The organism is Rhizobium alarense (genome assembly GCF_021555155.1).
GTDB lineage: Bacteria > Pseudomonadota > Alphaproteobacteria > Rhizobiales > Rhizobiaceae > Rhizobium_D > Rhizobium_D alarense.
Genome location: NZ_JAKGBU010000015.1, coordinates 1 through 21,417, shown reverse-complemented (window position 1 = coordinate 21,417; position 21,417 = coordinate 1). Strand labels below are relative to the sequence as shown.

Below are 21,417 nucleotides of genomic sequence, written 5' to 3'. Positions count from 1 at the left end.
AATAGAGAACGAGGATCGTTGCGAAGGGGATCAGCGTGCTGCCAGTCTGCGAGCGCACCACCTGGGCCTGGAAGGTCATGTCGGTGAGCGAGATCAGCGAGACGACGGCCGTGCCCTTCAGGAGCTCGATCGCATTGTTGCCGAAGGTCGGCAGCATCAACGGTAGCGCCTGCGGCAGAATAACGTGACGCATCGACTGGTAGCGCGAGAGGTTGAGCGCGATACAGGCCTCACGCTGCTCCCGCCCGATCGCCTTGACCGCGCCGCGCACAACCTCCGCGCCATAGGCGCCGACATTGAGGCCGAGCGCCAGCACGCCGGCCTGAAGCGGCGACAGCGTGATGCCGGCAAAGGGAAGGACGAAATAGACCCAGAAGAGCTGCACGAAGATCGAGGTGCCGCGGAAGAACTCGATATAGGTCGTCGCCAGCGCCCTCACCGCCATGAAGCGGCTGACGCGCCCGAGGCCGGCAATGAAGGCCATGAAAACCGCCAGCGCGCAGCCCATGACGGTGAGCTGGAGTGTGACCAGCGCGCCCTGAAGGATCAGCCCTATATAGCCGGACCAGTCGATCATCTTCGGTTCAGTTCCTCTGTCACGTGGGCCCCTCATCCGCCTGCCAACACCTTCTCCCCGGCGGAGAGAAGAAGCCCGTGGCCGCGACTAGGGCTCCATCTATCGATCAGGTACGGGCAAGATCATCGTTCGTTTCGCTCGGACCGTCGGCACGCATCGAAACACCCCCTCTGGCCTGCCGGCCATCTCCCCCACAAGGGGGGAGAAGACCCGCTGCAAGGCCTTGCACACGCTCAACCGCGGGGAGCAGGGCAGCAAAGCCCCTCCCCCTTGTGGGGAGGGGTCCGGCCCCTTACTGCGCCGCGCAGAGCTTTTCGCGGTCGGTCGACATCGCGGCTGCCGCCGAGAAGCCGTAGGGCTCGATGATCTTCGCGAAGTCGCCCGATTCCTTCATCTTGGCGAGTTCGACGTCGAAGGCATCGCGCAGCGCCTCGTCGCCCTTGCGGAAGGCAGCACCGTCGCAATAGACCGGCGCACCCTCGACCGGCGCGACGACCTCTATGTTGGGATCGTTCGCCTTGGAGACGAGGTCGTTGATCGAGAGAACCGGCAGCGAATAGACGTCGATGCGGCCGTCCTGCAACATCTTCAGACCGCTCTGGCCATCAGGAACAACGATGACGCGATCACGCGGCACGCCGGCTTCGAGCGCCAGTTTCTCCTCAGTGCCGCCGCCCGGTGCGCCGATCCTGGCATCCGGATTGTCGGCGATGTCCTTGTAGCTCGTGAGGCCGAGCGGATTGCCCTTCTTCAGTGCGAAGGCTTCGGCGTCACACAGGATCGGCTGCGAATAGGCGACGGCGGCGCAGCGCTCCGGTTTCATGAAGAGGCCGGCGGTGATGACATCGTGGCGGCCGGCCTGGAGACCGGGGATCATCGCACCGTATTCGGAGATCGAGGCGACGATGTCCTCGACCCCGAGACGCTTGAAGATTTCGCGGGCGACGTCCGGTGCCGCACCCGAAACCTTGCCGTCGGCGGCAACCGCCGTGAAAGGCGGCTCGTTGGCGATGGCGACGCGGGCAAAGCCCTGGCCCTTCAGCTCTTCCAGCTTGTCGTCGGCGGCGGACGCCGGCGCGGCCAAGACGATTGCCATCAGCGCGGATGCGCCAGCGGCCATGGTCAGGAAATGTTTGATGTTCATTGTCGAGAACTCCTCTGGCTGTCCGGTTTTTATTGTTTGGGGGTATTCCCGCCGGGTCGATCCCGGTCAGACGCGGTGCCCTGCCGCGAGTATCTTGCGCAGGAAGGTTTGCGTGCGTTCCTGTTTGGGATTCTTGAATATCTCGTCCGGCTTGCCCGCCTCGACGATCTTGCCGCGATCGAAAAAGAGCACCCGGTCGGCGAAGTCGTGCGCGAAGCCCATCTCGTGGGTAACGAGCAGCATGGTCATGTCCGTCTCCGCCGCCAGCTTGCGCATGACGTTCAGCACCTCCTCGACCAGTTCCGGGTCGAGCGCCGATGTCACCTCGTCGAAAAGCATGATCTTCGGCGAGAGCGCGAGGGCACGGGCGATGGCGACGCGCTGCTTCTGTCCGCCGGACAGTTGGGCGGGCATGCTCTTCGCCTTGTCGGCGAGGCCCACCATGTCGAGAAGCTCCATCGCCCGCTTCTCGGCCGCCGCCTTCGCCAAGCCCTTGGTGAGCATGGGCGCCAGCGTCACGTTGTCGAGCACGCATTTGTGCGGAAAGAGATTGAAGTGCTGGAAGACCATGCCGATCTTCTCGCGCATCCTGTGCAGGTGCCGCTCGTCCGCCGGCACGAGCCCGCCATTCCTCGGCATGTGATAGAGCTGCTCGCCATCGACCTCGATATGGCCGGCGTTGATGGCCTCGAGCGTCATCAGAATGCGTAGGATCGTCGTCTTGCCGGAGCCCGAGGGGCCGATTAGCGCCAGCTTCTCACCCGGCATGACCTCCATCGACAACCCGTCGAGCACGGTCAACGGGCCGTAGCTCTTGGCGATGGTGTCGATGCGGATGATCGGCTCGGCCATTCATGTCTCTCCCTGTTGAGACAGGCTATGGCCTAACGATGACCGTCGATCGAAATCATGTCAATCTGAATAATAATATCATGACAATTAATGTACACCTGCCCAATCGGCAGGCGTTGACTTCAAATTGCGAGCAGCAATGTCTCCGGATCGCCATGGGAGATCGATGCGACGATGCCGAGGCCGGTTCGCAACTCCGCCTCGTTGGTGGAGCCGAGCGAGATGCGCACGGCCGGGCGCCAGGGACTGTCGCAGGTCCGGAAGGAGGACCCCGGCGCGATTGCCACGCCACGCAGCCGCGCCTGCGCCACGAAGCTTTCCTCCGAGTGGCCCCCGGGCAGGGTCAGCCAGACATGCAGGCTCTGCGGATGCGAACGGTAATCGAGAGTCCCGAGGGTTTCCTCCGCGATGGCATGACGGCTCGCCAGTGCTCTCCGTTGCCAGTTGACGAGGTCCATCGCCGTGCCGTCGCCGACCCAGCGAGTCGCAATCTCGGCGATCGACGGCGTCGCCATCCAGTTGGAGACGAGGTGGCGGTTGGCGACTGCCGCCACGTAGCGGTCGGGCGCCGCGAGATAGCCGATGCGCAGGCCCGGCACCGTGATCTTGGTGAAGCTCGTGACATAGAGCGTGCGCTCCGGCGCATAGGCGGCGATCGGCGGCGCCCTGCCCTCGACGAGCGGGCCGAGGATATCGTTCTCGATGATGGCAAGGTCATGCCGCCGGGCAACCTCGGCCAGCGCCGCGCGCCGCGCGCCGCTCATCAGCGTTGCCGTCGGATTGATCACGGAAGGCTGAAGAAAGACGGCGCGAATGACGCCCTTGCGGCAGGCTTCGTCGAGCGCTTCGGGGATCATGCCGTCGTCGTCGATCGGCAGCCCCTCCAAATGGAGACCGAGATAACCGGAGAGCGGCACCAGCGTATGATGGCTGATCGCCTCGGTCGCGATCGTCGAGCCGGGCGGCGCGACGCTCATCAGCGCCACCGTCATGCCGGCGGTCGCGCCGTTCGTCAGGTTGATGTTCAGCGGCGAGATGTCGAGCCCGCAGCGCGCCAGCCATTCGGCGGCAACGGCCCGATGACGCGGGAAGACCATGTTGGGCCGGAAGGAGAGCGCCGAACTCGACGGCAGGTTCTCGGCGAGCCAGCCGAACGCCTCACGCATCCGGTCGAGATGGATCTGCTCACAGGCGGGTTTCAGGATCGAGAGGTCGATCAGTTCGCCGAGCCGCTCCGGCAGGTAGGGTGGCTCCGGCTCCTTCGCCCGCGTCTGCACGAAGCTGCCGCGGCCGATCTCGCCGGAAACCAGCCCGCGCCGGATCAGTTCGTCATAGGCGCGGCTGACCGTCTGGACGGAAAGGTCGAGATCGTCCGCAAGGCGGCGATGGGTCGGCAGACGATCGCCGTTCTGGAACCTGCCTTCCTGGATGGCGCGTGCGAACTGCTCCGCCAGCGAAAGATAGGCAGGGCGCTTCAGATGTGATGGATCGGGTCGCCAATTTGTCATGATTTAACAGTGACCAAAATCATCTCAATTGACAACGCAAAAATGCAGACCCAATGTCGTTTTCCAGCCTGCTGCGACAGGCACCGCGATAGATCGGACGCCATGAAACTCGACGCCATCGACCTGCGCATCCTGAACGCGATCCAGCGCGACGGCCGCATCACCAAGCTTGCACTGGCCGAGAAGGCAGGGCTTTCGCCGACCCCCTGCTGGCTGCGGCTGCGCAAGCTGGAAAAGGCCGGCATCGTCAGCGGCTACCATGCCCGCGTCGCGGTGCGCAAAGTGGCACCTGTCGCGAACGTGATGATGGAAGTGACGCTCGGCGCACACCGACAGGCGGATTTCGACCGCTTCGAGCGCGCTGTCGCGACAATTCCGGAGATCGTCGCCTGCTGGTCGGTCGGCGGCGGCGTCGATTATTTCCTGAAGATCATGACACCGGACATCGACGCGTATCAGCGCTTCGTCGATGGTCTGCTCGACCGCGAACTCGGTATCGACCGCTACTTCACCTATATCGTCACCAAGACGGTGAAGGAGGAGACAGTGCTGCCGCTTGAAACGCTCCTCCCCGATTTTTCGTAGACAATCTCTCCACAGCCTCCGGCCAATTTGGACCAAATCTCCATGGCGACGGTCCAGAATGGACAGATTGTCCCCGGGCGCAGGCGAGACTTGCCGCACGCCCCACGAGGAGACCGGAGATGAACGCCGTATTCGCCCGCACCGCCTTTCACGACGCGCTGAACGGTCTGAAGGACCGTCACCTGCTGCGCGAGCTTGCCTATGTCGGCGGCCGCTGGGTCGCCGCCCGCGACGGCCGCTCCTTCGAGGTCACGGACCCCGCCACCGGCGCGACGCTTTCCTGGGTGGCAAGCCTCGGCGCCGACGAGACAAGCGATGCCATCGCCGCGGCACAGCAGGCCTTTGCCGGTTGGCGCGACCGCCTTCCGCAGGCGCGCGCGACGATCCTGCGCCGCTGGTACGACCTGATGCTGGCGGCGAAGGACGATCTTGCGCTCCTCATGACGCTGGAACAGGGCAAGCCGCTCGCGGAATCGAAAGGCGAGATCGACTACGCTGCGTCCTTCATCGAATGGTATGCCGAGGAGGGCAAGCGCGTGAACGCCGAGAGTGTCGCCAGCCACCTGCCCGGCGCCGAGATGATCGTGCGCCGCGAGGCGCTCGGCGTCGTCGGCATTGTCACGCCGTGGAATTTCCCCTCGGCCATGATCACCCGCAAGGCAGCGGCCGCGCTTGCCGCCGGCTGCCCGGTCGTCGTGCACCCGTCGTCCGAAACGCCGCTGTCCGCGCTGGCGCTTGCCGAACTCGGCGAACGGGCCGGCCTTCCCGCCGGCGTCTTCAACGTCGTGACCGGCGATGCCGCGACCATCGTCGGCCGCATGAGCGAGGATGCCCGCGTGCGCGCCATGAGCTTCACCGGCTCGACGGAGATCGGCAAGCTCATTGCCGGCCAGTGCGCCGGCACGATGAAACGGCTGGTCATGGAACTCGGCGGCCACGCGCCGCTCATCGTCTTCGCCGACGCGGACGTGGAGAAGGCGGCCGAGATCGCCGTCAATGCCAAGTTCGCCACCTCCGGGCAGGACTGCCTTGCCGCCAATCGCATCTATGTCGAGCGGCCCATCCTCGACGCCTTCAACACGGCATTTGCAGCCCGCATCGCGAAGCTCAAGGTCGGGGGTGGCCTGGAGGCCGGCGCCGAAATCGGCCCCCTGATGCATGCCCGCGCCGTGACCAAGGTCGAGGAACAGGTGGCCGACGCCCGGGCGAAGGGTGCCCGCGTCCTTGCCGGCGGCAAGCGGCACAAGGCCGGCCCGCTGTTCTTCGAGCCGACGCTTTTGATCGATGTCTCCGACGATGCGCTGATCATGCGCGAGGAGACCTTCGGTCCGGTCGCCGCCGTCTCGGCCTTCGACAGCGAGGCGGAGGTGATCGCGCGGGCAAACGACACCGAATACGGCCTCGTCGCCTATGTCGTCACCGAAAACGGCGCGCGTCAGATGCGCCTTGGCCGTGCGCTCGAATACGGCATGGTGGCGATCAACCGGGTGAAGATCACCGGCAGCCCGATCCCCTTCGGCGGCTGGAAACAGTCGGGCATCGGCCGCGAGGGCTCGCGCCACGGCCTCGAGGCCTTCACCGAACTCAAATATCTCTGCATCGACACCGCCGCCTGATCGGGGCGCGACCACGAAAGGACAAGACCATGCTCGACCAGCGCAACGAACTGACCGCCTGGGACCGCGACCACTTCTTCCACCCCTCAACGCATATGGGCATGCATGCCCGCGGCGAGACGCCGACCCGCGTCATCGGCGGCGGCGAAGGGGTCTACATTACCGACACCAGCGGCAAGACGAGCCTCGATGCCTTTGCCGGCCTCTATTGCGTCAATGTCGGCTACGGCCGCCAGAAGATCGCAGATGCCATCGCCGAGCAGGCGAAGAACCTCGCCTACTACCATTCCTATGTCGGCCACGGCACGGAAGCCTCGATCACGCTCGCCAAGATGATCATCGATCGCGCGCCTGATGGCATGAGCCGCGTCTATTTTGGCCTCTCCGGCTCGGATGCCAACGAGACCAACATCAAGCTCATCTGGTACTACAACAACATTCTCGGCCGGCCGGAAAAGAAGAAGATCATCTCGCGCTGGCGCGGCTATCACGGCTCTGGCGTCATGACCGGATCGCTGACCGGCCTCACCCTCTTCCACAACGCCTTCGACCTGCCGCGCGCTCCGATCCTGCATACCGAGGCGCCCTATTTCTTCCGCCGGCCGGATCGCTCGATGGACGAGGAGCAGTTCTCGCAATATTGCGCCGACAAGCTGGAGGAGATGATCCTCGCCGAAGGCCCCGAGACGGTCGCCGCCTTCATCGCCGAGCCGATCCTCGGCACCGGCGGCATCGTGCCGCCGCCTGCCGGCTACTGGCAGAAGATCCAGGCCGTGCTCGACAAATACGACATCCTGCTCGTCGCCGACGAGGTCATCACCGGCTTCGGCCGGCTCGGCACCATGTTCGGCTCCGACCACTACGGCATGAAGCCCGACCTCATCACCATCGCCAAGGGCCTGACCTCCGCCTATGCGCCGCTCTCCGGTACCATCGTCTCCGACAAGGTCTGGCAGGTGCTGATGAAGGGTTCGGACGACCTCGGCCCGATCGGCCACGGCTGGACCTATTCTGCGCACCCGATCTGCGCTGCCGCCGGCGTCGCCAATCTCGAACTGATCGACGAACTCGGCCTCGTCGAGAATGCCGGCTCGACGGGCGCCTATTTCCGCTCGGAACTCGCCAAGGCCGTGGGTGGCCACAGGCATGTCGGCGAAGTGCGCGGCGACGGCCTTATGGCGGCGATCGAACTCGTCGAGGACCGGGACGACCGGGCCTTCTTCGATCCGTCTCGGAAGATCGGTCCGCAGGTCTCGGCCGCCCTTCTCGAACGGGGCGTCATCGGTCGCGCCATGCCGCAGGGCGACATCCTCGGCTTCGCGCCGCCGCTCTGCCTCACCAGAGAGCAGGCGGATGTCGTGGTGAAGACCACAGCCGCAGCAATCGACAGTGTCTTTGCCGCCCTTTGATCCGGCAGTGGGGAGCGGTACACGTGCCGTTCCCCGCACGATCGTCGTGCGATCAGCTCGGAAGCGAAAAACCGAGCGTCCAGCGGTCACCGATGATGCGGTCGTATTCTGGCGGATCGAAATGCTCGAAACCGCCGCCCGGATAGAGCGTCAGTTCTCCGACGCGCACCCAGTCGTCGCTGGCATAGAGGTCGACCCGCACGAAATCGAGATCCGCGCCGAGCGTCCGGGCGACCATCAGCATCTCGTCCAGCCGTTTCGGCCGCGCCACCTCCCCAGGGTAGCGCGGCAGGTAGTCGGGGTCCCAGAGCGGCAATTTCTGCCAATCCGGTGAATAGTGGCAGGCATAACCCCTGTCCCCGATGCGCATGTTGATTTCGACATGCGACACCTCACCGCCGAAGGTGTGGAAGCGGTAGTCCCAGGGAATGCCGCCCTCGACCTGCAGCATGGCCTCGATGACCACCTGCGGCTTCACCTGGCTGTAGGCCCATTCTCGATTGAACCCCGAATGATCGAGCGTCAGCCAGTGCGGCACGGGATTGTCGGCAACGAGCCGGTCAATATCCCCGCGGCCGTAGAGGAAACGGCCCTGCGCGCTGGCATGGGTGGGCTTGACGACGACGGGCAGCTCGACGCGGCTCCAGTCCACCGTGCCGAGATCCGTACCGACCCAGAATTGCGGTATGGCGTATCCCGGGCCGAGCTTCGCGTCGACATAGGCTTTGACACCCGCCTTGTCGACCAGCATGCCATAGAGCGGATTGCGGTCGTAGAGCTTGCGCGCCTGGACCTTTTCGCTGAAGGTCCGCGGATTGCGGAAGCTCGGCCAGACGCCCTTGATGACGCGATACTTGATGGCGAGATAGGGTCTGTCCGGCAGGGGTGCGATGACGCGCCAGATCGCGTGCCGCACCATTTCCTTCACCGTCCTGTCCTGGTAGCCCGGTATCAGGAACGTTTCCCGCCGCGTCTCGTCCTGCATGGAAAAGTCCTCGTCCGCCCGTATTCGATAGATGCCGGGCTTTCATTAAATCAAAGTTATCTTTTCGCGTGAAAATGGCTGATGTCGAATGTTCTGCGCTCGTCCCTCCTGAACGTGGCCGCGACGACGATCTCGCTGGTCACCGGTTTCGCGGTCAGCGTCATCGTCGCGCGCCTGCTCGGACCGTCGGGGTCCGGCATGGTCGCTTTCGTGGTCTGGGCGGCCATGGCGGCTTCGGCGATCGCGGATCGCGGCATGCCGCAGACCGTGCTGCGCTATGTATCGGCGGCCGGCCCCGACGGCAATGAGCGGCAAACAATCATCGACGCCGCCTTCACCCGTTTCCTGCTTGCCGTCACGGTGGTGTTCTGCCTGGCCGTGCTACTGGGCTTGTTCGAAGTCTATTGGCGGTCGCCGGAAGACAGCGTCATCTATTTCGTCGGGGCCGCACTTTTTCTGCTCTACGCACTCAACGCCTTCTCGACCGCAGCCTCGCGCGGCAAGGGCGGGTTCGCCGAGACGGCGGGATGCATCGCCATCGGAGGCCTCATCCAGATTCCGTTGGCGTTTCTGGGAGCCATGTATTTCGGCGTTGCCGGCGCAATCGCCGGCATGGCGACGCGCTATCTGCCACAATCGCTGCTCCTGCGGCGTCATGTCTCGCGCCGGCGCGACACGCCAGCATATCTTAAGCCGGACATGGGTGCCTACGGCCGCCATATCTGGCTCGGCGATCTCATCGACGTTGTCGCCGTATCGCGCATCGAGTTCCTCGTGCTCGGCTACTTCCTGACGACCGAGGACGTCGGCTTCTTCGCCGCGGCGATCGTCTTTGCCGGCCTCGTCATACAGATGGCGCATCAGATTTCGCCTGCCTTTGTCGTCGGATTTTCGAGCGCGCTCGCAACACCCGGCGCTCCGGAGCGGCTTTACGGTGAGAGTTTCCGTGTCATGACGCTTTGCGCCCTGCCTATCGGCTTCGGTGGCGGCGCGATCATCCCGGCGCTGCTACCGCTCGTCTTTGGCGAAGCCTTCGCCCCGGCATCACCGGCGGCCGCCCTCCTGCTGATCGTGTCGGCCCTGGCCGCGCTCGCCGTGGTCCCGTGGAGTTACCTCGCCGCGCGGGAAAAGGGACGCAGCCTCATGCAGCTTTCGCTCCTCAATGCGGCGCTGACGGTGATCTGCCTGCTTGTGGTCGTACCGGTCTTCGGCGTGATCGGCGCCGCGATCGTGCGCTGCATCGCGGAGATCGCGTCCTTCGGACTGCTGGTCCGCACCGTGCGATCCGTCGGGGGACCGCCGCTGCCTGCCGCCGCCCTGGTGCGGACTGCCGCGGCAGCCGGCGCGTGCGGCGTGGCTGCCGTCACGATCGTGTCGCTTGTCGCTGGCGCTGCGGGCATCATGCTTGGCATTGCCGGGGGAGCACTGGTCTATCTGGCCGGCATACGCGTTCTCGGCCTAGTCGACCGCGCAGCGGCCGACTTGCTGCTCGACGCGTCCCGAACCCGGTTGCCCTCCGCTCTCCACCGCTTCGTCGAGTTGTTCGTGAACGTCATCGCCCGCCCGGCCACGACGCGCTGACGGTTCAGCCGAAGTCCGCGAACGCGGTAGCAAGGGCCGTGATCGAAGGCCGCGCTCTCGAAAACTCAGTGTTGGGGCGCAGGCGCAAGCGCCGCACCGAGCGTGCGCCGGGCGACCTCCCGCCAGGGCAGCAGCCCGTTCCGGAAGGCGGGGTCGTGAGGCATGGCGAGCGCACGGTCGACAATCGCCCGCCAATCCCGCCTGCCCTGCATCGGGTAACGCACCTCGTTGCCGCGCTGTTCAGGGATGAGATCCGGGAGGATCACCGGCAGCAGGCAATAGCTGTATTGCAGCAACTTCAGGCTTGATTCCGCGAGATAGGTTTCCTCCGGAGTCAGTCGGTAAGGTGCGAGGCCGAAGTCGGCGTGCCGGATGTAACGAGCGACGAGTTCGAACGATTGCTCGCCATGCAACAGCACATTGGCGGGGAGCGGCCCTGCCCAGCGAATGCCGAAGAGGTGAAAGTCGATCTCGGGCGCGGCCTCGGCCATGCCGGCGACGGCCATTTGGTCGAACAGCATGTCGCCGACGACGACGGCATTGCGCCGCGCCGTCGTATAGGGCGAAGCGCTCTCGGCTTCAAACAGTGCGCCGTCTATACCCTGCGGTATGAAGATCGGATTTCCGCCGGGCGGCAACTGTTCGCCCAGCCGGCGCGAAGGAACGGTGACCGCGTCGAAACGGGCGATCCGCCGCCGTTCGAGATCGCGCAGATAGGCCGATGCACCAACGGTCTTCAAAAGATCCCGGCAGAAGTAGAGCATCCTCGCCTCGGGGTTGATCGACTTGACCGCATCGAAAAAGGCAAGCGGAGTACCGCTCTCGATCAGCACGACATCGGCCGTTTCGACGATCTGCCGCATGAAGGCGGGAACCCGGCGTGCGTAGAACGGAAAGAGCATGTAACCGAGACGGTCAAGCAGGGCGTTGTGGCTGCTGAACCCATGCAGCAGCGGAAGATAGGCCCCCGCATGCAGCCCCGGCTCCTCTTCGAGGTAGCGGTTGCCCTGTTGCGCCCTGAGCGCGGTCCACCGATGCCTCTTGCTGAAGAAGCTGAGTGCGCTGTGCCCCACCGTCGTGAAATGCACGCGATGCCCGTCCCGGGCCCAGCATTGAGCGACGAAGTGGACACTTGCCTTGCGGAATCCGGGGAGGAGAACGTGCGACGTCAGGATGACGATGTTCATTCTGGCCAGCCCGTCTTCCCGCTGGGCGGCGTTCACGCCCGCGCCCCATTCCCCAAAGTTGCGCAGAGTCTCAAGGGGCGACGTTAATATTCCGTGTAGCCGGCAGCAATCTACAGACACAAAGAGGACGCACGGGGCCGGTGTTCCACGCTCCCATCTCGGCCTTCACGGAGCGATCGCGGAGAGCGCGTCGAGATCCGCAGAGCGATCGGTCACGCGTTTCCGGAACCCGTCGGCGGGGACGCGGCACAAGACCGCATCCCCGTCGACGGCCGGTTGCGAGAGTCCGATCCTCGATCTACTCCGCGAAGAACGCGAAGCGGACGACAAAGAGGGCGGCGACGATCTGCGTCGCCGGATGGATGATGCTCCAGCGGCCGGTGCAGACCTTCAGCACGACATAGCTGACAAAACCGAAGGCGAGCCCGTTGGCGATCGAATAGGTGAAGGGCATGGCGAGCGCCGTCAGTGCCGCCGGCGCCGCCTCGGTGAGATCGTCCCACTCGATCTCGGTCAGTTCACGCATCATGAGCCCGGCGACGTAGAGCAGCGCCGGGGCGGTCGCGTAGGTCGGCACGGAGGCGGCAAGCGGCGAGATGAAGAGCGAGGCAAGGAAGAGGATCGCGATGACCAGTGCGGTCAGACCGGTGCGCCCGCCGGCCTGGACGCCGGACGCACTCTCGACATAGGCGGTGGTGCTGCTGGTGCCGATCAGCGAACCGGCGACGATCGCCGTGCTGTCGGCGAGCAAGGCCCGACCGAGCCGGCTCGGCTTGCCTTCCTCAACGAGGTTCGCCCGCTTGGCCACGCCGATCAGGGTGCCGGTGGCATCGAAGACCTCCACCAGGACAAAGACGAGGATGACATGGATGAGGCCGCCATGCAGCGCGCCCATGATGTCGAGCTGCAGGAAGGTCGGCAGGATCGACGGCGGCGCCGAGACGATGCCGCGGAATTCGCTGACACCGAAGACCCAGGAGAGCACGGTGACGGCAAGGATGCCGATCAGGATCGCGCCGCGCACCCGCAGTGAATCGAGCACCGCGATGACGAAGAAGCCGACGATGGCAAGCAGCGGCCCGGTCTGCTTCAGGTTGCCGAGGCCGACGAGGGTCGCCGGGTTGTCGACAACAATGCCGGCATTCTTCAGCGCGATGATGCCGAGGAAAAGGCCGATACCGGCAGCGATCGCGCTTCTGAGCGAATGCGGGATGCCCGCGATGAGCCAGCTGCGGATGCCCGTCACCGTCAGGAAGACGAAGATGAGGCCGGAGATGAAGACGGCACCGAGCGCTTGCTGCCAGGTGAAGCCGAGCGCGGCGACGACCGTGAAGGCGAAGAAGGCGTTGAGGCCCATGCCGGGTGCCATGCCGATCGGCCAGTTGGCGACGAGCGCCATGACGGCCGAACCGAGTGCGGCGGCGATACAGGTCGCGACGAAAACCGCGTCGCGGTCCATGCCGGTGGTAGACAGGATGTCCGGGTTGACGAAGATGATATAGGACATCGTGAGAAACGTGGTCAGGCCCGCGACGATTTCCGTGCGGACCGACGTTCCATGCTCACTGAGCCTGAAGAAACGATCGAGCATTTTCCCTCCCTCGGAGGCGCCCTCCGGACGCCGCCACAAAAAACCGGCCGAGCCGCAAGCTCCTCCCGCCGCCGGACCGTCTGTCTATTGTGCGGCGGAGCGGCGCGCGGGACCAGCCGGGCATTTCCCCGGTTTCTGCGAAACTCTTTCAGGAATCGAACGGCGGTTTTCGCGCAGGACGGCATTGGACGTCAGTCAGGATCGCTTTCCTCGCCCTCGTGGGGCTGGGCTGCCGCTGCGGGATCCTCGTGCCGCAGCACCGCGCGGCTCAGGAGGCCGGCATCCTCGAGCATCTCGATATCCGGCAGATCCCGGAGCGTATCGAAACCGAAGGCGGAAAGAAAGGCCGGCGTCGTGACGAAGGTATAGGGCGCGCCGGGCGTCGGGCTTCGCGGGCCGGCTGCGACGTAACCCGCCTGCCGCAGCGCCGCCATCGTGTCGCGGCTGATTTCCCGCCCGAAGATCTTCGACACCTCTGACCGTGTGACCGGCTGGAAATAAGCGATCGCCATCAGCACCATGGCTTCGTGCTGGGAGAGCCCGGCCGTCTCGCGCACCGGCACGGTCGCCGCCCGCACCACCTCGGCATAGGCGGGACGCGTACGGTGCTGCCAGCCCCCGCCGACCGCCACGAGATCGTAGGGTTTGCCATGCAGTGTTTCCCGAATGTCATCGATGAGCAGGTCGAGATTGCACTCCCGGCCGACCACGCCGGCCAGCGTGGCGCGTAGCACCGGTTCGGTCGAGGCGAAGATGATCGCTTCCGCACGGTTCATCCATTCCCGCCAGCGTTCGGTGGGCGGCAGGTCGGCGAGTTCCGTGTCGATGAGGGAGAGCTGCTTCGAACGTCTCGCCATCGTCACAGCCCGAAGACGCGGAATGCGCTTCGGCCCGAAAGCTCCCGGACCACGCCGAATTCCAGCAGGCGGTCGAACAGGCGGCGCGAAGCGAAGCGGGACAGTCGCGGGCTGCGAAAGGAGCCCGGCAGCGCATCGTCGCCGAGCAATCCGTCGATGACGTCGGCGGCTCCTTTCGCGCGCAGCTTCGGCGCCGCGGCCGTGAGGCTCTGTGCCCGTCGCGCGACGTCCGTGGCAAGGCGCGCGGCGGACAGGCCGGCGACGGTGGCCGTACTCAGGAAGCCCCGCGGGAACTGCGGCTCGTCCGGCGCGATTCGACCGCGCGGGCCGCCACGCAGCGGCTTCCCATACCGTTCGGCCATCAGCAACGGCACCGGCACGCGCCATCCGAACTTGCGGGCGAGCAAGAGATCCGCCATCCACCAGGCGAGCGGCTCGGCGGAGGGATGGTCGGCCATGATCCGGCGCAAGAGCTCGAGCGCGGCGAGCGGCGCGGCCCGATTGCCGGCCGCCAGTTGGTCGAACCAATGCGGCAGGTCCGCCAGGGCTGCGTACCGGCGAACGCCGAGCGCATCCGCGAGCGCTCCCACATCGTCCGCCTGCATCGCCGCAAGCCGTTTCGTCGAGCCGGCGGCGAGCCGGCGCCAGGCGAGGAGAACGTGCCCGGCAGGTCCCGGATCGTCGCCGGAGCGGAGCATGGCCCAGCCATCGCGCAGCTCCGCCTCGCCCTCCGCCCGGCCGGCGAACCGGACCGACTGGGTGGCGCAACGCAGCGCCAGCCGGTTGCGCCAGGCACCGCCCCAAATGGGCTCCGCCAGGACGATGGCGTCAATGACCGCAAGTGCGGCCCCGGCAGTGAAAGCCGCCTCCGCCTCGTCGGCAGCACTGTCCCGCTCCGACAGCCACAGGGGTGCGGACGGCGGGAGGAAGACGGGACCGTAGGAAGGCTTCTGCCGGGGAATCATAGTCCGAACATAGCCGTCGGGCGCGCTTCAGACCATTGCCGAAGCCGCAAAGCGCACAGAAGATCGCAATGCCGCAGACGGCACCCCTCGCCTGTTCACTCCGCCATTGCCGCGAGTGCCGCACATGTCGCCCGTTCCCCGGCATCCGTGATCGGTTCGAGCGGAGCCCGTGTCCGATACCAGTCCGCACGGCCGGTTCTTGCGGCGAGCACCGCCTTGATCGCCGGCACGACGGGGAGGGTCAGGAGCTTTTCGAGGACGGCGTCGACGAGCGGCACGTCCTCGCCGGAAACGAGCGTCGCCAGGAGTTTCGGCGCGAAATTGGCGACGCCGCTGATTGCGCCGCTCGCCCCCTCGCGCACCGCCCGGGCGAGATGGCCCTCATGCCCGACAAGGATTGCAAGGTCGCGATGCTCGGCAAGAAGCGCTGTCGTCTGCGCCCAGTCGCCGCTCGAATCCTTCACGCCGGCGACGATCTCGGGGAAGGCGACGCGCAGCCGTGCCACAAGGCGGGGGCCGATCGTGACGCCCGTCAGCGCCGGAATATTGTAGAGGATCACCGGACCGCAAGACGCGCCCGCCGCCTGGAAAGCCTCGCAGTACCAGCGATAGATGCCCTCCTCCGGCGGCTGCTTGAAATAGTGCGGCGGCGTCAGCAGGATGCCGCTCGCACCCGCCTCGAAGGAACGGCGCATATGGGCCCCCGCATCAGCCGAGGACGGACCGTAGACGCATTCGACGAGTTGGCCGGACCGGATGCCCCCGGCCGCCATGTTTTCATAAAGCGCGGCGCGCGCGGCGGCGGGGATCGACACACCCTCGCCGGTGGTTCCGAACGCGGTGACGACCTGCATGCCCGAACCGAGCAGGCTGCCGGCATGGGCGGCAAATGCCGGCCAGTCGATCTCGCCGGAAGCGGTGAAGGGTGTGGCAAGCGCAGCGCTGACGCCGATCTTCGCACGCATGGTCTGTCCGGCCGATGAAGTCATGACACTATCCTGGTTGGAGGCCGCGGACAGGCGCGCCCGGCGGCGTTTCGATCACAAGGCACGGGCAACGCGGTGTCACCCCTGATATCCGAACTGCCGCGGCAGCCACAGCACGAGTTCGGGGAAGAGGATAAGAGCCGCAAGGGCGCAGAGCAGGGCAATCAGGAAAGGCATGCCCTCGCGTACGATCGCATTGATCTTGATGCCCGTCGCGCCGCTGATCACGAAGAGCAGCATGCCATAGGGCGGCGTGATCAGGCCGATCATGCAGTTGACAACCGTCACGACGCCGAAATGCACCAGATCGATGCCGAGCGCACGGCAGACCGGCACGAAAAGCGGCACGATCACCAGTATGATCGTCGTCGCATCAAGAATGCAGCCGAGCAGCAGGAACAGGACGTTCACGAGCAGCAGGAAGGCGAGCGGCGACACATCCAGCCCATTGAAATAGGTGGCCAGCTGATTGGGCACGTTTTCCGATGCAACGATGTAGTTGAAGATGAGCGCGCTGCCGATGATGATGCCGACGGATGCGGACGAGCGTGCGCTTTCCGAGAAGATCGCACGGAGCGAGGCCAGGGATACCGAGCGGTAGAGGAAGGCTGCGAGCAACAGGGCGTAGGCGGCGGCCACCGCGGCCGCTTCCGTAGGCGTGGTCGCCCCGCCATAGATGCCGGCGAGCAAAATGACTGGCATCAGCAGGGCTGGCAGTGCCCTGAAGGTGATGCGCGGCAATTCGCGCAGCGGCGGCACGTCTTCGGCCGGGATATGGCGCTTATGAGCGATCCAGGTGGTCATCGCCATCAGGCCGGCGGTCATGATCAGGCCCGGCACAACGCCGCCGAGAAACAGATAGCCAATGGAGGCATCCGACACGAGCGCGTACATGACCATGGGGATCGACGGCGGGATGATCGGCCCGATGGTCGCTGACGCTGCGACGACCGCACCCGCGAAACCCGGCGTGTAGTGGCCGCTTTTCACCATCATGTTGATGGTGATCTTGCCGACACCCGCCGCATCCGCGATCGCCGAACCGGACATGCCGGAGAAGATGAGGCTCACCAGGATGTCGACCTGCGCCAGACCTCCGCGGAAACGGCCGACGGCCGCCTTGCAGAAGTCCAGCAGCCGGTCGCTGATCGAGCCCTCGTTCATGATGTTGGCCGCCACGATGAAGAGCGGCACGGCGAGAATGATGAAGCTGTCGTAGATGCCCTGGATGATCTGCTCGGCAGCGAGGCCGAGATCCTGGCCGGAAACAGCGAGATAGACGACGGCCGCGACAATCATCGAATGCGCGATCGGCGCACCGAAGGCCGCCAGCAGGAAAAGCACCATCAGGCACAGGAGGAAGGCAAGACTCATGTGCCGGGAACCTCGCTCGGCTCATCGACGTCGCCACCGCACAGGATATGGATCACGCGCAAGGCGCCGCGCACGATGACCGCAACGGCGAAAAGGGCGTAGACGCTGAAAACGACGTCCAGACGAATTCCGAGCATGGCGCTTTTCTTGATTTTGTAGAAGGTGATGTAGTCGAGCGTCGCGGGAAACGAAGCCGCGAAGCCGGCTGTGAGCGCCACGGCCGAGACGAGCGCGAAGACGCGCCGCGTGCGCGCTCCGACGGCATAGTACAGCAGGTCGAACTTGACCTGATCCTTCTCGCCGAGCACGAAGGCAGAGCCCCAGAACACGAGCCAGAGCCATGCTGTGACGCAGAGTTCCTGCGTCCAGCCAAGCGGGTTGTTGAAGACGTAGCGCGTCACGATCTGCAGCAGGAACGCTGCGAACATGGCGGCAAGCATTGCCGCCGCCACGTCGTCCGCTCGCGCCCGGAGCCAGTCAACCGTCCCGCGCCACGTCATCGATCAATCCTCACAGGGCATTGATCTTGTCGACCATGCCCTCGGGCCAGCTCTTGGCGTAGTCGGATTCGAGATACACCTTCTGCACGTGGGTACGGAATGCGTCGACATCCGGCGTATAGACCTTGAGGCCCTTGTCCTTGAAGAACTGCTCAAGTTCCGCCTCCAGCGCGAGCTGCTTCTGGCGTCCGGACTCGGCAGCGTCGTCGGCAGCCTTCTGGACGACCGCCTGCTGCTCGGGTGCGAGCCCGTCCCAGACCTTCTTCGAGAAGGCGATATAGTTGAGATCGACGAGGTGGCTGGTCAGCACGATCTGCTTGGTGACCTCGTAGAATTTCGAGTCACGGTTGGACGGCAGCGGATTGTCCTGACCGTCGATCGCGCCGGTCTGGAGCGCCGTATAGATCTCCGTGAAGGCGGTCGGCACCGGGCTGGCGCCAAGCGCGCTGCCGAGGAACTGCCATGCGTCCGTCCCGGGCATGCGCAGCTTCACGCCGGCGAGATCGGCCGGCGTCTTGATTTCCTTGTCGATGCGCAGGTTGAGCTGGCGGCGGCCGAGATACATCACGGCGAGCAGCTTGACGTTGAGCTCGTCCTCCACCTTCTGCTTCAGCGGCTGCATGAAATCAGCGGCGAAAACCTTTTTCTGGTGTTCGGCATCGCGGTGAAGATAGCCCGCCGTGAAGATCGAGAACTCCGGAAAGATCGTTGCCAGTTCCTGCGCGGAGGCGATACACATTTCCAGGTTGCCGCGCGCGATGGCTTCGAGCTCGGTGCCCTGCTTGAACAGTTCCGCGTTCCAGTGCGGTTCGAGCGTTGCGAATTCTGCGATGGCCGGACCGAATATCTCGGTCATGGCGACGGCGCGCTGATCGGTCGGCGTCGCCGGCGACGACAGTCGGAGCGTGACCTTTTCCTGAGCGCGGGCAGATGAAAACTGGATGCCGAGGCTGGCGGATACCATGCCGAAGGCGGCAGCACCCAGCAGGGTGCGGCGGCGAAGAGTGGTGGTCATAAAGGCTCCTCCCTGAACTGCATGACCGATGGACCGGCGTGAAACGCCAGACAGGGAAACATCGCACAATCGATCACTTCAATCAACCCACAGACAGATGGACATCATAGATTATCGATTATATAAGATGAAATGCGATACATATGAAGCAAGGCATTGTTCCGCAGACCATATCGAGAGGAGGAGTTCGATGTGTGTGCCCTGTCTTTTCACATCACCCGGGATCTAGGCGCGGAATCGAACACCGCGACTTACCATGCGGGATATCGCCATGTTTGAGCACCGCAGCGAAGCCCGCCTTGCCGTCGTCGGCGCGGGACTGATCGGCCGCCGCCACGCGGATATCGCGTTGCGCGAGACCGCCCTTTGCGCCATCGTCGATCCGAGCCCGGAGGCCGCCCGGCTGGCAGCCTCCGCCGGCGTGCCGATCTATGGCGATCTCGAGGCGATGCTGGCACGCGAAGCGCCGGACGGCGTCATCATCGCAACGCCGAACCGACTGCATGTCGAACAGGCGCTCACCTGTGTTTCCAGCGGAACGGCAGTGCTCGTGGAAAAGCCGATCGCCGACGACGAGAATGACGGGACACGACTGGTCGCGGCCGCCGAGCAGGCGGGCGTGCCAATCCTGGTCGGCCATCATCGCCGGCACAATCCGCTCATCCGCCGCGCGAAGGAGACCATCGCGAGCGGCGGCATCGGCACCGTGCTTGCCGTCCAGGCGACCTGCTGGTTTCACAAGCCGGACGACTATTTCGACGTCGCCTGGCGCCGCGCACCCGGTGCCGGTCCCATCCTCGTCAACCTCATCCACGATGTCGACCTGCTGCGCCATCTCTGCGGCGAGGTCATGCGTGTGACGGCCCTTCAGTCGGCCGAGGTGCGTGGACACCCGGTCGAGGAGACCGCGGCCATCTTGCTGCAGTTCGCCAACGGTGCGCTCGGCACGGTGTCGGTTTCGGATACGGTCCCGGCACCGTGGAGCTGGGAATTGACCGCGGGCGAGAACCCTGCTTATCCGCGTTCCGACCAGTCCTGCTGCCTCATCGGCGGCACGCATGGCTCGCTGTCGCTCCCGGATCTCAACCTGTGGCACTATCGGGACAAACGCGACTGGTGGCTGCCGATCGACCGGCGGACGCTGCTGGCAGACGGCGGAGATCCGCTCGTCGCCCAGATGCGCCATTTCGCCGAGGTGGCGCTGCGCCGGACGGCGCCGCTCGTCTCGGGACGGGACGGGCTTGAAACCTTGCGGGTGATCTCGGCGATCAGGCGCTCCGCCGAGACCGGCGAAACCGTCGCGGTTCGATGAGCGGCATCAACCGGCGAGGCCGTGCTCGACGCCGGACTCGACGTGGCGGCGCAACACCGCTTGCGCCGTCGCAGCGTCGCGACTGAGCGCCGCGTCGAGCATCTGCCGATGCTCGTCGGCAGCGATCTGGCCGCGGAACGTCAGCGAGATCATCTGGTAGCGCAGATATTTGTCGAAGATCGCCGCATGGGTCTCCATCAGCGTGCGCGAGCCGCATGCGGAGATGAGAGCCTGGTGAAACTCCCAGTCGTACCGTTTCCAGTCCTGTGTCACGGACCGGTCGCCGCCGATCATCCGAAGTTCCATCTGGTGAAGCTTGTGATGCGCCGCAACGACCCGGCCTTCCCAGTCCATGTCTCCGGCGGCGAAAGAAAGTTCCAATGCGTAGCATTCCAGCAGCTGGCGCAGCGCAGCGATTTCCCGGAGATTCTCGGGCGACACCGGCGCGACCTCGAAACCCCGCTGCCCCTCGGCGACGACCAGTCCCTCGGACGCAAGCCGGTTGAGAATCTCCCGAAGCGTCGAGACGCTGACGCCATATTGCGTCTTCAGGCGCTCGAGCTTGAGCTTCTCGTCCGGCGCCAGCCGGCCGAAGATGATGTCCGCGCGGATGCGACGGTAGGCGGTTTCGGCGACGGAGGACTGTTCGAACACAGGCTTCATATTCGTGGAAATACCATAAGTTTTTGGAATCGTCATATAACAAGATCAAGTTGACTATAACAGCCACAGTTTGTGCACCGGTGCTCCGGACAATGCCGAAGGACGATCCGGCCGGCACCATGCGATTGACTGCTTTGCCCCTTGCGAGAAATTTTCGCTGCCGACGGAATAAACGGCACAACCCCTCGTTTGCCCCTCCGTACCTGTTGTACGGGATGCGCCCGAACGGACGCCCCGCATGGCAATTCCTGGCGGCATCCGGCTCTCGTCCCGATGCCGCGCTCAGCAGCCAGGACGGCTGCCAGACGAAAGGGTAAGGCAATGACGACGAAAGACATGACGGCCAACAACGCATCCGATGCCGGCGACGAGGTCTCCCCGTCCCGTCGCGCCGCTCTCTTCAAGCTCGGCCTTGCGGGTCTTGCGATCTATACGGCGCCGGCGCTCCTGACGCTCAGCGAAGCGGAGGCAGGCGATCGCCGCAGCCGCAAGAGCAAGAAAAGCAAAAAGAGCAAGAAGAGCCGTCGCAGCCGGAAGACGAAGAACCGCTGGCGCAACCGCAAGAGCAAGAACAGCCGGCGCAGCCGCAGGAGCCGCGGCGGCCGGAGCAGAGGCAGCCGCGGCAGCCGCCGCGCCTAGGCTCAGGACTCATTGATCAGAGCCAGAAGATGACGGTCGCGGCGATGCATATTGCGGAGAAGAAGGTGTGC

The 21,417-nt window shown here is 64.9% G+C and carries 20 protein-coding genes; 6 read left to right on the top strand and 14 right to left on the bottom strand.

The annotated features are described in order from the left end of the window. The 4 genes from ehuC to ehuR all read right to left on the bottom strand — a co-directional run. A partial coding sequence (ehuC, locus tag LXM94_RS06785) for an ectoine/hydroxyectoine ABC transporter permease subunit EhuC (protein ID WP_235770406.1) occupies positions 1-577 on the bottom strand: 577 nt, incomplete at its 3' end. A gap of 292 nt (positions 578-869) precedes the next feature. Further along, the gene (gene ehuB / locus LXM94_RS06780) at positions 870-1,721 is read right to left on the bottom strand and encodes an ectoine/hydroxyectoine ABC transporter substrate-binding protein EhuB (RefSeq protein ID WP_235770405.1); all 852 of its coding nucleotides are present in this window, start codon (positions 1,719-1,721) and stop codon (positions 870-872) included. Between the two features lie 66 nt (positions 1,722-1,787). After that, the gene (ehuA, locus tag LXM94_RS06775) at positions 1,788-2,573 is read right to left on the bottom strand and encodes an ectoine/hydroxyectoine ABC transporter ATP-binding protein EhuA (protein WP_235770404.1); all 786 of its coding nucleotides are present in this window, start codon (positions 2,571-2,573) and stop codon (positions 1,788-1,790) included. Between the two features lie 122 nt (positions 2,574-2,695). Then, positions 2,696-4,081, bottom strand: coding sequence for a MocR-like ectoine utilization transcription factor EhuR (gene ehuR, locus LXM94_RS06770; RefSeq protein ID WP_235770403.1), 1,386 nt, complete (start codon positions 4,079-4,081; stop codon positions 2,696-2,698). Between the two features lie 102 nt (positions 4,082-4,183). Here ehuR and LXM94_RS06765 point away from each other — a divergent pair, with 102 nt between their 5' ends. From LXM94_RS06765 to LXM94_RS06755, 3 genes are all read left to right on the top strand, one after another. Next, complete coding sequence (locus LXM94_RS06765) at positions 4,184-4,666, top strand: Lrp/AsnC family transcriptional regulator (protein WP_235770402.1); 483 nt, start codon at positions 4,184-4,186, stop codon at positions 4,664-4,666. A gap of 119 nt (positions 4,667-4,785) precedes the next feature. Then, the gene (locus LXM94_RS06760) at positions 4,786-6,282 is read left to right on the top strand and encodes an NAD-dependent succinate-semialdehyde dehydrogenase (protein WP_235770401.1); all 1,497 of its coding nucleotides are present in this window, start codon (positions 4,786-4,788) and stop codon (positions 6,280-6,282) included. A gap of 29 nt (positions 6,283-6,311) precedes the next feature. Then, positions 6,312-7,691, top strand: coding sequence for an aspartate aminotransferase family protein (locus tag LXM94_RS06755; protein WP_235770400.1), 1,380 nt, complete (start codon positions 6,312-6,314; stop codon positions 7,689-7,691). A gap of 52 nt (positions 7,692-7,743) precedes the next feature. On the opposite strand, the gene LXM94_RS06750 is transcribed toward LXM94_RS06755, so the two are convergent. Next, positions 7,744-8,676, bottom strand: coding sequence for an ATP-grasp fold amidoligase family protein (locus LXM94_RS06750; RefSeq protein WP_235770399.1), 933 nt, complete (start codon positions 8,674-8,676; stop codon positions 7,744-7,746). Between the two features lie 81 nt (positions 8,677-8,757). Between LXM94_RS06750 and LXM94_RS06745 the strand changes: the two genes are divergently transcribed. Continuing rightward, a complete protein-coding gene (locus LXM94_RS06745) occupies positions 8,758-10,257 on the top strand; it encodes a lipopolysaccharide biosynthesis protein (RefSeq protein ID WP_235770398.1) in 1,500 nt (499 codons plus the stop codon). 65 nt (positions 10,258-10,322) lie between these two features. Here the strand turns inward: LXM94_RS06745 and LXM94_RS06740 are convergent, their stop codons facing one another. The 8 genes from LXM94_RS06740 to LXM94_RS06705 form a co-directional block, all read right to left on the bottom strand. After that, positions 10,323-11,480: a GumK N-terminal domain-containing glycosyltransferase gene (locus LXM94_RS06740; protein ID WP_235770397.1), complete on the bottom strand. Its 1,158-nt coding sequence runs from the start codon at positions 11,478-11,480 to the stop codon at positions 10,323-10,325. Positions 11,481-11,742: 262 nt separating this feature from the next. Beyond that, positions 11,743-13,035, bottom strand: a complete 1,293-nt coding sequence (locus LXM94_RS06735) for an NCS2 family permease (protein ID WP_235770396.1) — start codon at positions 13,033-13,035, stop codon at positions 11,743-11,745. 191 nt (positions 13,036-13,226) lie between these two features. After that, entirely contained in the window at positions 13,227-13,892 is a 666-nt protein-coding gene (gene scpB, locus LXM94_RS06730) for an SMC-Scp complex subunit ScpB (protein WP_235770395.1), read from the bottom strand. Positions 13,893-13,894: 2 nt separating this feature from the next. After that, positions 13,895-14,857 (bottom strand): DUF1403 family protein, encoded by a 963-nt coding sequence (locus LXM94_RS06725; protein WP_235770394.1) that lies wholly within the window; start codon positions 14,855-14,857, stop codon positions 13,895-13,897. Between the two features lie 95 nt (positions 14,858-14,952). Then, positions 14,953-15,846 carry a dihydrodipicolinate synthase family protein gene (locus LXM94_RS06720; protein WP_235770393.1) on the bottom strand — a complete coding sequence of 298 codons (894 nt, stop codon included), beginning with the start codon at positions 15,844-15,846 and terminating at the stop codon, positions 14,953-14,955. 75 nt (positions 15,847-15,921) lie between these two features. Further along, positions 15,922-17,217, bottom strand: a complete 1,296-nt coding sequence (locus LXM94_RS06715) for a TRAP transporter large permease (protein WP_235770392.1) — start codon at positions 17,215-17,217, stop codon at positions 15,922-15,924. Continuing rightward, positions 17,214-17,717 (bottom strand): TRAP transporter small permease, encoded by a 504-nt coding sequence (locus LXM94_RS06710; RefSeq protein ID WP_235770391.1) that lies wholly within the window; start codon positions 17,715-17,717, stop codon positions 17,214-17,216. Before LXM94_RS06710 ends, LXM94_RS06715 begins: the two co-directional genes overlap by 4 nt. A 10-nt stretch (positions 17,718-17,727) precedes the next feature. Further along, the gene (locus LXM94_RS06705) at positions 17,728-18,732 is read right to left on the bottom strand and encodes a sialic acid TRAP transporter substrate-binding protein SiaP (protein ID WP_235770390.1); all 1,005 of its coding nucleotides are present in this window, start codon (positions 18,730-18,732) and stop codon (positions 17,728-17,730) included. A gap of 271 nt (positions 18,733-19,003) precedes the next feature. Between LXM94_RS06705 and LXM94_RS06700 the strand changes: the two genes are divergently transcribed. Next, on the top strand, positions 19,004-20,044 hold the full coding sequence (locus LXM94_RS06700) for a Gfo/Idh/MocA family protein (RefSeq protein WP_235770389.1): 1,041 nt from the start codon (positions 19,004-19,006) through the stop codon (positions 20,042-20,044). Between the two features lie 6 nt (positions 20,045-20,050). Here the strand turns inward: LXM94_RS06700 and LXM94_RS06695 are convergent, their stop codons facing one another. Then, complete coding sequence (locus LXM94_RS06695; RefSeq protein WP_235770388.1) at positions 20,051-20,707, bottom strand: GntR family transcriptional regulator; 657 nt, start codon at positions 20,705-20,707, stop codon at positions 20,051-20,053. A gap of 321 nt (positions 20,708-21,028) precedes the next feature. On the opposite strand from LXM94_RS06695, the gene LXM94_RS06690 reads away from it, so the two are divergent. Then, on the top strand, positions 21,029-21,346 hold the full coding sequence (locus tag LXM94_RS06690; RefSeq protein WP_235770387.1) for a hypothetical protein: 318 nt from the start codon (positions 21,029-21,031) through the stop codon (positions 21,344-21,346). Positions 21,347-21,417: the final 71 nt, after the last annotated feature.